Raw genomic sequence first — 14,363 nt, 5'->3', positions numbered from 1 at the left:
TCACCCAAACGCTGACTTCACATCACTCTCCGCGACCTTGTACATACCGTAACACAGCAACGCTCATCCTTTTAAATCGCTCTGGTATAGAATGCCACAAAAATAGACGGCCATTTGTTGTGTAATTGTTATTAATCTGAATTTCCGCAGATTTAAGACATTACTGCCATGCAGTGTTACTGGTTGATGATGAAAATCAAAAATACGCTTTGCTTACATTTTCTGATGGCGTTTCTGGCCATTTCGTTTCTTTGTCTTCACCCGCTGGTGGCGAGCTTCGATCCGCCGCTTACCTTCCAGCCGCTGATTAAATCAATGGCGGGCACGCCTAAAGAACAGGCGGAAAAAATTGCCACTATCTCTCATGCCTTAGAAGGGAATGCGATATTCTTCATTGGTGCGTCTGAGGTGGCGACCTCAGAAGATGAACATTACGCTGTCTATAATTACTTTAATAAGCAATTGCACAACCCCGTCGTGGCGTATGGCGATGCGTTTGTCGATGACGAAACGCAGTTTTTACTGTTCTCACGTTTTAAAAATAGCCTTAACGCAAACAGTAAAGTTGTTTTGCTGCTGGCACCCGACAGCTTTTACTCAAAAGGCCTGCCTCCCGCTATCTATGCTGATAATTTCCCGGGTTCTGTTTTTAATCCTTTGATGAAGGATCCGCAGGCACGCCCAATATTGGTTAATTATTTAAAACATATTGAGAGTAAAGAAATAAGCCATTTAACCTTTGGCCAAATGCGTGTCTTTGGCTGGCACCCCGATCTGATATGGGACGAGGTGAGTTTCCAGTTTGCCAACGTCTGCACCCTGATAAAAAACGACTGGCTGGCGCTGCTTCACGTCACGCCCCGGACGGAACAACCGTGGCCGCCACAGCCATCCACCCACATTGCCCCTGACTGGGATAAAGAGCTGGCGAATGCCCGCGAGTTAAATAAAAAGCGCCAGCAGAGCGCGGCCACCCTGTGGATGGACAAAACGATTTACGAGGAGGACGGTACGCGGCAGCAGTGGGATGACACGCCGGTCGTGCCTGCGCAAATCGCCGCCTTCAGTAAAACCGTCCAGCTGCTTAAAGAACACCACGTGCAGGTGATTGCTATCGTCGACCCGGTTAACCCCTGGGCGCTTTACAACACCGATACCTTCCGCCCGGTGGATAAGCAAATTAAAACCATTCTGGAAAAGAACCAGATCCCGTATTTAGATATGTACGCCATGCCTTATCAGAATGGCTGGAACTGGGATCGTTTGCACCCTTCCGAACTGGCCTGGGTTCCTATGATTCGCTTTATTGCACAGAGCTTTAAATAATGAAAACAGCGATCCGTCTTTTTTTCCTTTATCTCCTGCTGGCGATCACCATCGTCGCGTGGACCTCTGTCGATGACAGTATGAGTATGCAGCTGCATTTTGAATATCAAAAGTTCTGAGGCCGAATGATGTATAGCTCAGGCATGTTTTTTGTCTATTTATTTTCATCCGCCCTGGCGTTTGCGCTGGTCAATCGCCTATTACGCCATCGCCTGACGTATTTATCGGCATTATCCGTCATGGCCGCATTAGGCTGGGGCTATATTTTTCAGGGTGATTACCGTGTTCCCGCGGTCGTTTTTATCAGTTTTTATCTAGTCGCCGCGTTAAAAGAAAAAGGATGGTTAAAAACCTGGCAGGCGATTGTGTTAACGCTGCTTCCTTTATTTTTGGTGAAATTGCACCTTAATCATCATCTCGGCATGATCGGCCTCTCTTTTATGACATTCCGCGCGGTGGACGTGCTGCTCTATCGCAGTAAAAAAGAAGGGCAGAATTTCCTGCACTATTTCTGCTATCTGTTTATGCCCTTTATTATTCTGGCAGGCCCAATGTACCGCTGGCGGACATGGATGAGCGACGTCAGCAAGCCCGTCTTTGCCCTTAACCGCGAACAGTTTTTAGTGGCGCTGGAGCAAATCATTACCGGCATTATCCAGAAGTTCCTGTTTGCCATGCTGGTTGATTCGCTGGTCGTGCAGCCCTGGAGCCATAAGCCGTTTACGCTGACCGTGGGCGTGGTGATGTCGATAGCCTACAGCGCCTACCTCTACTTTGATTTTGCGGGCTACAGCAATATGGCCATCGGTGCGGGCCGGCTGTTTGGGCTCAACATCCCGGCAAACTTCAATATGCCGCTTCTGGCAAAGAACCCGCAGGATTTCTGGCGCCGCTTCCACATCAGCCTGTCTGAATGGCTGCGCGATGTGGTCTTTATGCCCGTTTATATGAACCTGATGAAGTTCAACTTTTTCCGTCAGAACAAAACGCTGGCGCAAAATATCGGTATTTTTTGCACCCTGTTTTGCATGGGGGCATGGAATGGCCTGGAACGCCATTACGTCATCAGCGGCGCGCTGTTTGGCGCCATTTCTGTCGCTCACAACATGCTGCTGTGGTCAGCCAAACGCAGCCCGGCGTTGCACCGCGGGTTGCAGTATCCGGCTGTTGCGTTTTTAGGGCGCATTCTGACGCTGGGAAGCGCCGCGGGCGCCCTTTACATCTTTAGTGGAATGTCACCTCTATGAAAAATCTCTCCGATCTTCAGGAACTGCAGGATTTCTTGCGTGCAGCATTATACGATCCCGCCTCCCCGCAGCAGATGGCCATCAGCGGCAGCGACGAAGCCTTAAGCTGGCTGCAGCTTTCCGCTGCCGTGACGGACTGGGCGCAGCGCTATCAGCGTAGCCAGCCTGTTGCCGGTACGCCGGTCGTCTTGTACGGACACCAGCAGGCCGAGTTCGCCGTGGCGATTTATAGCTGCCTGCTGCACAACATTCCGTACATTCCGGTGGACTGCATTTACCCGCAGGAGCGCCTGCGGGAGATCTGCCATCTGGCCAGCGCCCCTTACTATTACGACGTCGCGACCCGGCAGTTCATCGCCACGGGTGAACCGGGCAAGGTGCTGGAGGAGCAGGATCTGGCCTATATCATGTTTACCTCCGGCAGCACCGGCAAGCCTAAAGGGGTGCAGATTGGGCGTGAAAGCGTGTGGCACTTCATGAAATGGGTCAGCAATGACTTTTCGCTGCCGGAAAAACCGGTCCTGATGAACCACGCGGTGTTCAGTTTTGACCTCTCCCTGATCCCTTTGCTGGCGAATCTGGCGATGGGTGGACACATCGTGCTGAACGCCAAAGACGATATTCAGAAAGCGAACTGGCTGGAACGACTGAAAAGCAACGCCGTCTCCGCCTGGGTTTCCACCCCCTCTTTTGCTTACCAGCAGCTGCTTTCCCCGCAGTTCAACAGCGAGTATTTACCTGAACTCAACGTCTTTATCTTCATTGGTGAAGTGTTGAATAAAGCGCTGGTTAAACAGCTTCGCCGCCGCTTCCCGCAGGCCAAAATCATCAACTCCTATGGCCCAACGGAAGCGACCATCGCGACCACCGTGGTCGAGATCACGGATGCGATCATGAACAGCGACAGCGCCGTGCTGCCGGTGGGGGTCATGATGCCTGAGAGCAGAATGGAAATTTCCGCCGAGGGCGAGCTGATTATCTGGGGTAAAAACGTCATGCGCGGCTACCTCGGCCTGCCGCAGGAGAACGCAGAAAAATTACTCCGTCGGGAAAATGAAGCATTTCGCGGCTACCGGACCGGCGATCTGGGCTATGAAGCGGGGCTTATCTACTGCCAGGGACGCAACGACAGCCAGGTCAAACTGAATGGCTACCGTATTGAAATCAACGAAATTGAAAACCGCCTGCTGGCGATGTCCGGGATTAACGAAGCGGTGGTGATGCCACTGATGAAACCCTGCGGCAGCGTGCTGCGCATTGCCGCGTTCTGCGTGACGGAACTGGCGCCGGATACCATCAAAACCTCGCTCTCGAAGGTAGTCCCCCACTATATGGTGCCGTCACAAATTATCGTAAAAGACGCTTTGCCGCTGAATCCTAACGGCAAAATTGACCGCAAGCTGCTGGACGCTTACGCCCGCACAAATTAATGACTCCAGGAAAAATTATGGAACAAGAAATTCTCGCCCTGTTCGAAAAAGTGTTATCCCGTAAGGTGGGCTTTCACGATGAGCTGATTGAATCCGACATTCTCGACTCCATCCTGGCGGTCGATATGGTGCTGGAAGTGCAGGACGTTTACGGCTGCATGATCCCGCCGACAGACGTGGCGACGGTGCTGAAAACCCCGGCGGACCTGGCCCGCTATATTGAAGAAAACCGCTAAACGCCCCTGCTGTTAATCCTGTCCTGAAGGCTCTGGCGCATCGCGCCAGAGCCCAGACGCAAAATGAATATCCTTCACCGGAATTAAACCAACCGCTTTTGGGATTTCTCCTACACTTTAGGGGTCGTGTTGTTCTTAACAGAGGAGTCTGCGGTATGGCATTCGTAACCACGAAAGACGGCGTCAACATTTACTACAAAGACTGGGGTCCGAAAGAGGCTCAGCCCATTGTCTTCCACCACGGCTGGCCGTTGAGTGCCGATGACTGGGATAACCAGATGCTCTTCTTCCTGGCAGAAGGCTATCGCGTTATCGCTATCGATCGCCGCGGACATGGACGATCGGACCAGGTGAGTGAAGGCCACGATATGGATCATTATGCGGCCGATGCGTCAGCCGTGGTTGAAAGCCTGGATCTGCGCAATGCCGTGCACGTCGGTCACTCCACCGGCGGCGGCCAGGTCGCCCGCTATGTTGCGAAGTACGGCCAGCCGCAGGGGCGCGTCGCCAAAGCGGTGCTCGTCAGCGCCGTCCCGCCTCTGATGGTCAAAACGGAGACGAACCCTGGCGGAACGCCGATCGAGGTTTTCGACGGCTTCCGCAAAGCGCTGGCGGCTAACCGCGCCCAGTTTTATCTCGACGTTGCCACCGGTCCTTTCTACGGTTTTAATCGCGATGGTGCCGACGTTTCGCAGGGTACGATCCAGAACTGGTGGCGTCAGGGGATGATCGGAAGCGCCAAAGCCCACTACGAGGGGATTAAGGCGTTTTCAGAGACCGACCAGACGGAAGATTTGAAAACCATCACCGTTCCCGTTCTGGTGCTGCAGGGCGATGACGATCAGGTTGTGCCGTATAAAAATGCCGCCCTTCTTCAGGACAAGCTGCTGGCGAACAGCGTGCTGAAAATTTATCCGGGCTTCCCGCACGGGATGCATACTACCCATGCGAATACTATCAACGCGGACATACTGGCCTTTATTCGCTCATAACGCCGCGTTTCTTGCCGGGTGGCGCTGCGCTTACCCGGCCTACGCCACAATATCCCGCTCAATGCATGAACGCCACCCGAGGGTGGCGTTGTTAATTCCGCTTAGCGATTATCCAGCTGGGCGCGAACGTTGTTCAGCCCGGTGGTGTTGATGCGGTAAGGCTGCCCGTTCACGGATCGGATCAGCTTTTTGGCGCGGAGTTTTTTGAAGACGCTGAGCGTGCAGTCGCTCAGCACCAGCCCTTCACGGGTGTAGCACTCAACGGACGTGACGCGGCCAGAACTGTCGCGGACGTGCACAATACGTCCACCTTTGGCGAGAACGTGTAAGGTACGTTGTTCCTGACGGGATAAATTCATACTGGAAAACCTGTGTAATCATCATGCGTAAAAACGAGCCCACACCCGCAGGTGCGTGCGTAAGGTTTAAGCGCAGCGATAACCAGTCCGTCCTGAAAAGGGCGGGAAGCTGATTATCTGATGAAAACATTCTCCAGCATCAAAGCCTCGGTAAGCGATGAAAAGGTATTTACGGGGTGAATGATAACGCCGGGGTTTTACAGGGAAATAACCGGGTCTTAAAAATGTGAGGCGGATCGGCTAATCCAAAAGAAAAACCCCAGGTCAACGAGTAACCTGGGGTTTATATCTGGCGGAAGCGCAGAGATTCGAACTCTGGAACCCTTTCGGGTCGCCGGTTTTCAAGACCGGTGCCTTCAACCGCTCGGCCACACTTCCTGAGTGAGGCGAACTATAAACACCTCACCGCGTGCTGTAAAGAGTGCCAGCAATCGTTCGCTGTAAAAATAGTCAAAACGTGTTTAATCGGTTGAACTGACAACACATCGACGATTTTATCAGCACAGGCCTAGTGTTTTTTGATGTACATGTCTTTCGTGTAATAGTACCCCAGCTTATCCGGCGTAAATCCGCCCACCCACGGTTTCACCAGGTGCGTACGGACGTAGTGATACACCGGAATGGCGGGCACATCGCGTCCCAGCAGATCTTCCGCCTGCTGGTAGAACTTACCCCGCTCTTCCGTTGTTTTGGCTTTTGCGGCATTCACCAGCGCCTGGTCGTATTCCGGATTGCTGTACTGGCTGGTGTTTTCGCTGTCGCCGGTGCGGAAGTTGTTCAGGAACGTCGCCGCGTCGTCGTAGTCGGCAATCCAGGCGTAACGCACCGCGTCAAAGTTGTGGGTGTGCATGGTATCCAGCATGGTTTTCCACTCCTGATTTTGCAGCTTCGCGTCCACGCCGAGGTTTTTCTTCCACATGGAGCTGGCGGCAATCGCGATGCGCTGGTGCGATTCAGAAGTGTTATAGAGCAGGTTGAAGCTCAGGGGATGGCTTTCGTTATATCCGGCCTCGTTCAGCAGTTTTTTCGCCTCGGCGATGCGCTTGTCCAGCGGCCAGCTGGCGTAATCCGGGTTCTGGAGCTTAACGCCGCCGATGTCCGGCTGGCTGATGAGCCACGCCGGGCGCTGCCCCTGCCCTAATACTTTTCCGGCAATGATGTCTTTATCGAGCGCCATGTTCAGCGCCTTGCGCACGCGGGCGTCGTTGAACGGCGGTCGGGTGGTATTGAATTCGTAGTAATAGGTCGCCAGCTGCGGGGAAACATCCAGCTGGCTGCCCAGCGTGTTTTTCAACTGAGCAAACTGGTTAATCGGCACCGTGTAGACAATATCGATTTCGCCCGCTTTATAGCGGTTCACATCCGCGGCCTCGGACGTGATGGGCAGGTAGGTGACCTTGTTAATCACGGTATGCGCGTTATCCCAGTAGCGCGGGTTACGCTCCGCCACAATGCGTTCGTTGACCACCCACTGAGACAGTTTATACGCCCCGCTGCTGACGAAGTGCTCCGGTTTGGTCCACTTGTCGCCAAAGCGGCCAATCAGCACTTTATCCACCGGCACCAGCGACGGGTGCGCCAGCATCGCGAGGAACGCCGCGTTTGGCTGGGTGAGCGTCACTTCCAGCGTGGTGTCGTTAATGGCCTTCACGCCCAGCGTATCGGGCGCTTTTTTCCCCTGAGCGATATCGGCCGCGTTGGCGATATGCATGTTGCCTGGATAGCTGGCGTACGGTGACGCCGTTTTCGGGTCAATCAGGCGCTGCCAGCTCCAGACCACATCCTCTGCGGTAATCGCCGTGCCGTCGCTCCAGGTGATGCCCGGACGCAGATGGAACGTCCAGACGGTGTTGTCCTTGTTCTCCCATTTTTCCGCCAGCCGGGGCTGGACGTCACCCGACGGGGAAACGCTCACCAGACCTTCGAATAAATCACTGATAATATTGAATTCGACGTCGCTTTCGACTTTATGCGGGTCGAGCGAAGCCGGTTCACTGCCATTATTCCTGACCAGTTCCTGTTTATCGGCCAGCGCGGTTCCTGCCGGCACGTTAGCCGCCCAGGTCGCCGTGCTGGCGCACAGGATCCCGGCGGTAAGTAAAGAGAGCGTAAAGCGCGTGCGTGTTTGTGGTTTCATGTCCTTCGCCTTATTGTCTGTTTTTGTGACGATCCGGAAATAACTCTTAGCGGCCTTATGGTAATAACGCAATAATTTTCAGTAACCTATAAGAGGTTGATCTGATTAATCGCGTCAAACCGCTGTTCATACTGGTGAAACGTATTTATGCAGAAGAAACAACCAGGTCCCGCGCTAACCTGCTGAGTAAAGATGGGTAAAACCACTTTGAGAGTGACGCGCCGTTTCCTATTCTTTCCGTTAATTACATCTGTCATAAGAGAGTGACTCATGGATCATATAATTACTTCCTCACGCGACCGCACATCGCTACTCAGCACCCACAAGGTGCTGCGCAATACCTATTTCATGCTCAGCCTGACGCTGGCGTTTTCGGCGATCACCGCCACCGCCAGCACCGTGCTGATGCTGCCGTCTCCGGGACTGATCCTGACCCTGGTGGGCATGTATGGCCTGATGTTCCTGACTTACAAAACCGCTGACAAACCGGTCGGTATTCTGTCCGCGTTTGCCTTCACCGGCTTCCTGGGCTACATCCTGGGGCCAATCCTGAACGCGTATCTGTCCGCCGGAATGGGCGATGTGATTGGTATGGCGCTGGGCGGCACCGCGCTGGTGTTCTTCTGCTGCTCGGCCTACGTGCTGACCACGCGTAAGGACATGTCCTTCCTCGGCGGCATGCTGATGGCGGGTGTTGTGGTGGTGCTGGTGGGTATGGTGGCCAACATCTTCCTGCAGCTGCCTGCTCTGCACCTGGCGATCAGCGCCGTATTTATTCTGATCTCTTCCGGCGCAATCCTGTTTGAAACCAGCAACATCATTCGCGGCGGTGAGACGAACTATATCCGCGCCACCGTGAGCCTGTATGTGTCGCTGTACAACATCTTCGTCAGCCTGCTGAGCATCCTGGGCTTCGCCAGCCGCGATTAAGCTGACCTGCTGAAACAAAAAGGAGAATGCCCCCGGCATTCTCCTTTTTTTATGCCTTAATCACCCCGGCAAATATAGGTGGGGTAACGCCGGTCCTGAATCAGCCATACGGAAGGCGAGAGTTCAGAGATCGTGAGATAGTAGCGTGCGGTCGGGCTGGCAAAGCTTCCCCACTGGGCATCAGGGGTGTTGTCATTGTGTCGACGCCAGGTCTTGGTGTAGCTCAGGACAATTACCTTATCATCGTCCCGTCGCTCCCACGTAAAATCCACGTCCCTGTCAACGATCAGGCTCTTACCTTCAGCCTTTGCAGCGCCTTTGTAGGTGGTCAGGCCGGTGCCGTTACGATGAAAATAGAACTGGGCAACGGCATTGACCTTCACTTCATTCGCCTTTCCTTGATTGCGCGTAAAATTAAACTCGGTGCTGCAGGCCAGCGCATCGCGCTTATAGGCTCCGCCGGTGTAGATAAAGAGCGCAAACGCCCCGCCAACGACTGCGCCACCCAGTCCGAACAGAAGTTTGTTTCTCATTCTTCCGCCCCGCTTTTATAGCGAATAGTTTTACACAGGCTGGCTTCACTCACCGGGCAGGCGCCAATGAAAACCTCATCGGCGGCGGCAAGCGAAAAGCGGGCGCTGAAATAATAAATGTTGTACTCCTCGCGCTCGCACGCGACGTTATTTTTCTTCAGCAGCTCGGCCAATTTTGATAACACCAGCGGTCGGCCATGATCGTTGATCACCCAGAGCCGACAGCCAGCTATTTTTTCCTTAACGGGTTTGAGTGTTGCGGGTACGGTTATCTCAAACTGTCGGCTAAAAAACAGGCTAAACCCCACGACTGACGTCGTTAATACCGCTAAAACCAGCCACCACTTTTTGGATAAACGCTTATATCCTGACGGCTGCTCAACGGATGGCTGAGATACTTCGGGCGTAACGCTCTCTGCGGGCTTAAAAATAACGTCGGCGTCAAAGCGGAATCCAAACCGGGGCACGGTCACGATATAGTCGTGGCTGTCGCCCAGGGCGTGGAAGCTTTTGCGTAATTCACTTACCGCCTTATTGAGGTTATTTCCCGACGGCGTAAAGCCGAACTCCTCCCACACGCGAGTGATCAACTCTTCCCGGCTCAGGTCGCGCCCTTTATGACGAATAAACTCCTGTAAAAGACGAACGGCCGGAGCCGAAAGCGTTAATACAGACTCGGGTTGCCCAACAATACTTATTGCATGTGCTTCAGGATCGAATAACAACGAATTATTGCATATAAAAAACATCTTTTATTCTCGGCTGTTACCGCATGCTTTTTAATCCCTGATACAACGACAAGAAAATCGCCTCCTGAACTGATTGTTTTTTCATCAGAAGGAGTTTTCTCCCCATCCCGGGTAGCGGTATTTTCGCTTAACTATACAACCTTAAAGCCAGGAAAGCAGGATAAAAAACTGTATATAACGAGTTAATTAATACAAATTTTCACAAACCGCTGTTCTGGTTAAAGTTTCCCTGCCCTGAAGCAATACGTTAGCAGAGGGTGTCCCGTTGTGAATGCGCCGGGAATGAACTCAACGCAGGCGGACAGAAAGTGAAACAGAAAAAAAGTGTGAATAAGACAACTGCCTTTTATATCGCCGCGCTGTCATTGCCATTTTTCTCAGAAATGGCACTGGCCAATATGAGCGTGTATCCCATGGAACTTAACGTGGATAAGTCCGGTGCGGCGCAAATTAAGGTGGCGTCAAAAACGGATGATATTCAGTTCATTCGGGTGAGGCAAAAGAAAATTCTTAATCCCGGCACGCCCCAGGAAAAAGAGATTGATGTGGCCTCGTGGAAAGAAGGTGGCGTTGTTGTCACACCGGAAAAATTCGCCCTTGCGGCAGGCGCAATGCGCGTGGTTCGCCTGGTATCGCTTGCACCACCGGAAAAAGAGACGACCTGGCGCGTCTATTTTGAAGGCGTAAAGCAGCCTGACAGCATTATTCCGGGCAAGGCAGAAAGCCCTGCGGCGACGGCAAGACTGGGCGTCAATGTGATCTGGGGCGCCCTGATCCATCTCGCACCGGAAAAAAGCGTGGTTTCACTGACGATTGACCCTCTCAGGGGAACGTTAAAAAACAACGGCACGTTGCGCGTGCCGCTCAGGGAGATCGGTGTTTGTGATGCGGATTCATCGTGTAGATGGATTAAAGAAGACGCGACGATTTATCCGGACACCGAACGGAAATTAAAAACGCTCACGAAGGTACAAGGCCAGAAATATAAATTCCGCTACTTCAACTGGCTGAATAAAAGCGCTGAAGAAGCTGATTTACCCGTCGTGCAATAACACGACGTCACCGTAAAAACCCCACAGGGTTTGATTAAAGAGCCAGGGTGCTCATTTGTAAATATGGAGATATCAATGCGTAAGTACTTTAAACCTCTGATGATTGTTGCCGCGATGACCACGTCCGTTAGCGCGCTGGCGATTCAAAAAGATATTACCGTCAACGCCAGCGTTGATTCACAGCTGGATATGACTCAGGCCGATAACACGCCGCTGCCGGCAAGCATCGATATGCAGTACCTGCCTGGCCGCGGTCTGGAAAGCTACCGTCTGAATACCAAGGTGTGGTCTAACTCCGCCACCAGCAACGTGAAAGTCCGTCTGGTGAGCGCCGCGAAGCTGGCGAATGCCGACGGTGCTGAAACCATCCCTATGACGGTGAAGCTGGGCGATAAAACCCTCTCTACCGCAGATGTTGAATACACCGGTACCGAACTGTTCCCGGGGAGCATTGAAAACGGTTCTGCGGTACTGCCGCTGACCATTTCCCAGACCACCAAAGGCATTCTGAAAACCGGTCAGTACAGCGGCGTTGTCAGCCTGATGCTGACGCAGGCGACGACCACGGAAGGCGGTGCGTAACACCACAGCACCTAAGGAATAACGTCAGAGGGTGCCCACCCTCTGACGTCAGGATGATGTCGAGGCTCGTTCATGGCGTTTCACAGAAATACTCTCCTCTTTGTTGCTTTGTTACCCGCTTCCATCCAACTCGCCTGCGCCGGGCTGGCCGTCCCACCAGGTTTTGAAGATCTGGCAAAGACGCAGCGCCTGTGGACCGAGGTGAACCTCTACGGCGAATCGCTGGGCCTTTTTGAAACGGATATCACGCTTGAAACGGTGAGCTTTGTCGCACCTGAGAACGTGGTAGCGGCCATCAAACGCCGGTTTAATGACGCCCCATCCCTCGTTGCCACCGTCTCTGCCGCGCTGGCCGTTCCGCTTGCCCGTAACGGCAACCTGGCCTGCAGCAGCAACGGCTCCGCAGCGGGCTGCGATTACATCGATACCGATCGCGCGGCCATTATTTATGACGAGAATAACGCCCGCATTAACCTGTTCCTGGACAAGAAATTTCTGCCTAAGCAGACGGCAGAGAACGCATGGTATCAGCCCACGCACGGCACCGAAAATGCGCTGATCCATCAACAAAACATTAACTTCGTTGCCGACAGGGATTATCAGTCGGCCACCGTGCAGGGCAACGGCGCGCTGGCGCTCACCCAGGACGGCTATGTAAATCTCGACTGGACCTGGCTGGGGCAGCGTTCACGGCACCAGCAGCAGCAGGAGGTCACCGTCAACAACGCCTGGTTCCGCCAGGATATCCTGCGTCAGTACTACGTCCAGGCAGGCGAGATGGATACCCGCGATCTGTTCAGCAATGCCGGCGGGAATATCACCCTCAGCCAGCTGCCGCTGGGCAAAATTCGCGGCCTGCGCACGGGTTCAACACGGGCGTGGATGAACCCGGTTCAGCAGTCGAAGGGAACCCCTGTTACCGTGCTGCTTTCCCATGACGCGCGTATCGACGCCCGCCGGGGCAATCAGCTGCTGGCGAGCTTCTATCTGAATGCCGGGGCGCAAACCCTGGACACGCGATCGTTCCCGGACGGAAGCTACACCGTGACGCTCTCCATCTATGAAAATAACCGGCTGACGCGCACCGAGCAGGTGCCGTTTACCCGAACCGGCATTACGCCATTCGACCGCGTCGAGTGGTTCCTGCAGGCGGGCGAAACCGATAATAGCGATCAAAACGAAGAGCGCCGCGCGGTTGCGCAGGCGGGCGTTCGTCTGCCCGTCACCCCGACGCTGGCGCTGACCAGCGGCGCAACGTTCAAGAAAAATCAGCGTTTCCTGGAGAACGCGCTCGACTGGAGCCGGGGCTTCAACGCGGGCCCGATCGATGGCGTGCTGAGTACCCGGTTTAGCTACCTCTACGGCAGCGAAGGCCTGCGCGGCAATATTCAGCAAATCAGCTACAACGACGGTTTTTCTTTGAGCGTCTATCGCAACGCGTTATCCGCTGAAAACTGCAACACCCAAAGCGCGGGATTTGACGCCGTGAATGGCTGTTATCGCACCCTCTCGGTGATGTTCTCCGTCCCGGTCGGCGCCTGGTATGCGAGCCTGGGGTATTCGGATAACCGCAACGAAGGCCGGTACGTTTCACGCCGGGAGCTGCCGGACAGTGACGATCGCCACGATGCGGGTTTGCCGTGGGAATCGGTCTATATGACCCGCTCGCGCACGCGGGCCTGGCAGGCTGGCCTTAGCAATGCCTTCAGCACCCATGGCCTGAACATTAACAGCAGCATTAACCTGTTCATGCGTAACGATGACGCCCGCGAAGGCAGGGATAAAGGCGGCTACCTGAGCGTGAGCCTGTCCATGGCGCATAACCGCCAGGGCGATGCGTCAAGCTACACCTCTCTGGGCGCGACATGGCAGCACCAGCAACGTGAAAAAAACCAGCTGAGCTACAACGTGGCGCATAACTGGTATGCCGATGCCCGCGGCGAAAATGAGTACGGCCTCAGCGCGTCGGGCATTAACAGCGACTCGCTGAATACCTCAGCCTATACGCGCCAGGGCGGACGATATGGCAACGGGAGTCTGACCGTCAGCGACGCCTGGGATCGTCAGGATCGTCGCCATACGCTGAGCAGCAGCGGCAACTACAGCTCGACGTTTGCGCTGTCCCGCTCTGGCCTGTGGCTGGGCCGCTGGAGCGACGGTCGCCCTGCTTCCGCCGTCGCGGTGAACGTGACCACGCCGGAAGATGCTCAGGATCCGCGCGTCGCCGTGTCGCTGGATAACGGCGGCAGTGCCGATATTCCAGGCAATAGCCGCGCCCTCTTCGCGGTGCCGGGCTATCAGCAGACAACGTTGACGGTTAACGAATCGCTGGATGTCTCACGAGGAGCCAGCAGTGAAATCACGCAAGGATCGGGCAGCAGAACGCTGTTTATGGTGCCTGGCAAACTGCTGCGCCGGGACGTGCAAACCACCGCAAGCTACACCTGGCTCGGCCAGTTAACCGACGAGCGTCACTCGCCGTTTATCGGCGGCGTGCCGCTGAACGTGAACGGCTGGAGCGACCTTGGCAACGGCGGGTTTAGCGCCCAAAGCGACGCCCTGCTGCATAACCTCTACCTGGTGCGTCAGCAGCAGTTTTATCAGTGCGCGCTGAACGTGAAGAGTATGCGCGACGTGGTGCGTTATGTCGGGTCGATCCCCTGTAAGGAGTTAACCTTCTCCGCCCTGCCGGATGCCGTCCAGCAGCAGGCACAGCTGATGCTGGCAGGACGGTCGGTCCCTGCTGGACCGACTGCCATGAACACCGATAGCCTCACTAAAGGGAAATGA

13 protein-coding genes and 1 tRNA gene are annotated in these 14,363 nt (G+C 54.4%); 9 read left to right on the top strand and 5 right to left on the bottom strand.

Annotated elements, in window-relative coordinates; all coding sequences use genetic code 11:
• Window positions 1–189 precede the first annotated feature (189 nt).
• The 5 genes from ACVCAM_RS01465 to ACVCAM_RS01445 all read left to right on the top strand — a co-directional run bounded on the left by ACVCAM_RS01465 (window position 190) and on the right by ACVCAM_RS01445 (window position 5,231).
• Complete coding sequence (locus tag ACVCAM_RS01465; RefSeq protein WP_407223785.1) at window positions 190–1,326, top strand: D-alanyl-lipoteichoic acid biosynthesis protein DltD; 1,137 nt, start codon at window positions 190–192, stop codon at window positions 1,324–1,326.
• 128 nt (window positions 1,327–1,454) lie between these two features.
• Window positions 1,455–2,573, top strand: a complete 1,119-nt coding sequence (locus tag ACVCAM_RS01460) for an MBOAT family O-acyltransferase (protein ID WP_407223784.1) — start codon at window positions 1,455–1,457, stop codon at window positions 2,571–2,573.
• Entirely contained in the window at window positions 2,570–4,003 is a 1,434-nt protein-coding gene (locus ACVCAM_RS01455; RefSeq protein WP_407223218.1) for an AMP-binding protein, read from the top strand. Before ACVCAM_RS01460 ends, ACVCAM_RS01455 begins: the two co-directional genes overlap by 4 nt.
• Window positions 4,004–4,020: 17 nt before the next feature.
• Window positions 4,021–4,239, top strand: a complete 219-nt coding sequence (locus ACVCAM_RS01450) for an acyl carrier protein (protein WP_008499867.1) — start codon at window positions 4,021–4,023, stop codon at window positions 4,237–4,239.
• Window positions 4,240–4,394: 155 nt separating this feature from the next.
• A complete protein-coding gene (locus ACVCAM_RS01445) occupies window positions 4,395–5,231 on the top strand; it encodes an alpha/beta fold hydrolase (RefSeq protein ID WP_407223217.1) in 837 nt (278 codons plus the stop codon).
• Window positions 5,232–5,332: 101 nt separating this feature from the next.
• Here the strand turns inward: ACVCAM_RS01445 and ACVCAM_RS01440 are convergent, their stop codons facing one another.
• The 3 genes from ACVCAM_RS01440 to ACVCAM_RS01430 form a co-directional block, all read right to left on the bottom strand.
• Complete coding sequence (locus ACVCAM_RS01440) at window positions 5,333–5,590, bottom strand: YjhX family toxin (protein ID WP_047745106.1); 258 nt, start codon at window positions 5,588–5,590, stop codon at window positions 5,333–5,335.
• A gap of 290 nt (window positions 5,591–5,880) precedes the next feature.
• Window positions 5,881–5,968, bottom strand: a tRNA-Ser gene (locus tag ACVCAM_RS01435).
• 130 nt (window positions 5,969–6,098) lie between these two features.
• Window positions 6,099–7,727 (bottom strand): ABC transporter substrate-binding protein, encoded by a 1,629-nt coding sequence (locus ACVCAM_RS01430; protein ID WP_172513185.1) that lies wholly within the window; start codon window positions 7,725–7,727, stop codon window positions 6,099–6,101.
• 270 nt (window positions 7,728–7,997) lie between these two features.
• Here ACVCAM_RS01430 and yccA point away from each other — a divergent pair, with 270 nt between their 5' ends.
• The gene (gene yccA, locus ACVCAM_RS01425) at window positions 7,998–8,657 is read left to right on the top strand and encodes an FtsH protease modulator YccA (RefSeq protein ID WP_407223216.1); all 660 of its coding nucleotides are present in this window, start codon (window positions 7,998–8,000) and stop codon (window positions 8,655–8,657) included.
• Window positions 8,658–8,713: 56 nt separating this feature from the next.
• On the opposite strand, the gene ACVCAM_RS01420 is transcribed toward yccA, so the two are convergent.
• Together ACVCAM_RS01420 and ACVCAM_RS01415 are read right to left on the bottom strand one after the other, a co-directional pair.
• Window positions 8,714–9,190 carry a hypothetical protein gene (locus ACVCAM_RS01420; RefSeq protein WP_407223215.1) on the bottom strand — a complete coding sequence of 159 codons (477 nt, stop codon included), beginning with the start codon at window positions 9,188–9,190 and terminating at the stop codon, window positions 8,714–8,716.
• Window positions 9,187–9,939 carry a winged helix-turn-helix domain-containing protein gene (locus ACVCAM_RS01415; RefSeq protein ID WP_407223214.1) on the bottom strand — a complete coding sequence of 251 codons (753 nt, stop codon included), beginning with the start codon at window positions 9,937–9,939 and terminating at the stop codon, window positions 9,187–9,189. The genes ACVCAM_RS01420 and ACVCAM_RS01415 overlap by 4 nt, the downstream gene beginning before the upstream one ends.
• A gap of 308 nt (window positions 9,940–10,247) precedes the next feature.
• On the opposite strand from ACVCAM_RS01415, the gene ACVCAM_RS01410 reads away from it, so the two are divergent.
• From ACVCAM_RS01410 to ACVCAM_RS01400, 3 genes are all read left to right on the top strand, one after another.
• Window positions 10,248–10,991, top strand: coding sequence for a fimbrial protein (locus ACVCAM_RS01410; protein ID WP_407223213.1), 744 nt, complete (start codon window positions 10,248–10,250; stop codon window positions 10,989–10,991).
• A 75-nt stretch (window positions 10,992–11,066) separates the two neighbouring features.
• Window positions 11,067–11,573, top strand: a complete 507-nt coding sequence (locus ACVCAM_RS01405) for a CS1 type fimbrial major subunit (protein WP_021240847.1) — start codon at window positions 11,067–11,069, stop codon at window positions 11,571–11,573.
• 72 nt (window positions 11,574–11,645) lie between these two features.
• Window positions 11,646–14,363: a TcfC E-set like domain-containing protein gene (locus tag ACVCAM_RS01400; protein WP_447093493.1), complete on the top strand. Its 2,718-nt coding sequence runs from the start codon at window positions 11,646–11,648 to the stop codon at window positions 14,361–14,363.

This window comes from Enterobacter sp. CFEC122 (assembly GCF_052983755.1).
The sequence above is the reverse complement of the archived record's forward strand: the minus strand, read 5'-3'. Positions and strand labels throughout refer to the sequence as shown.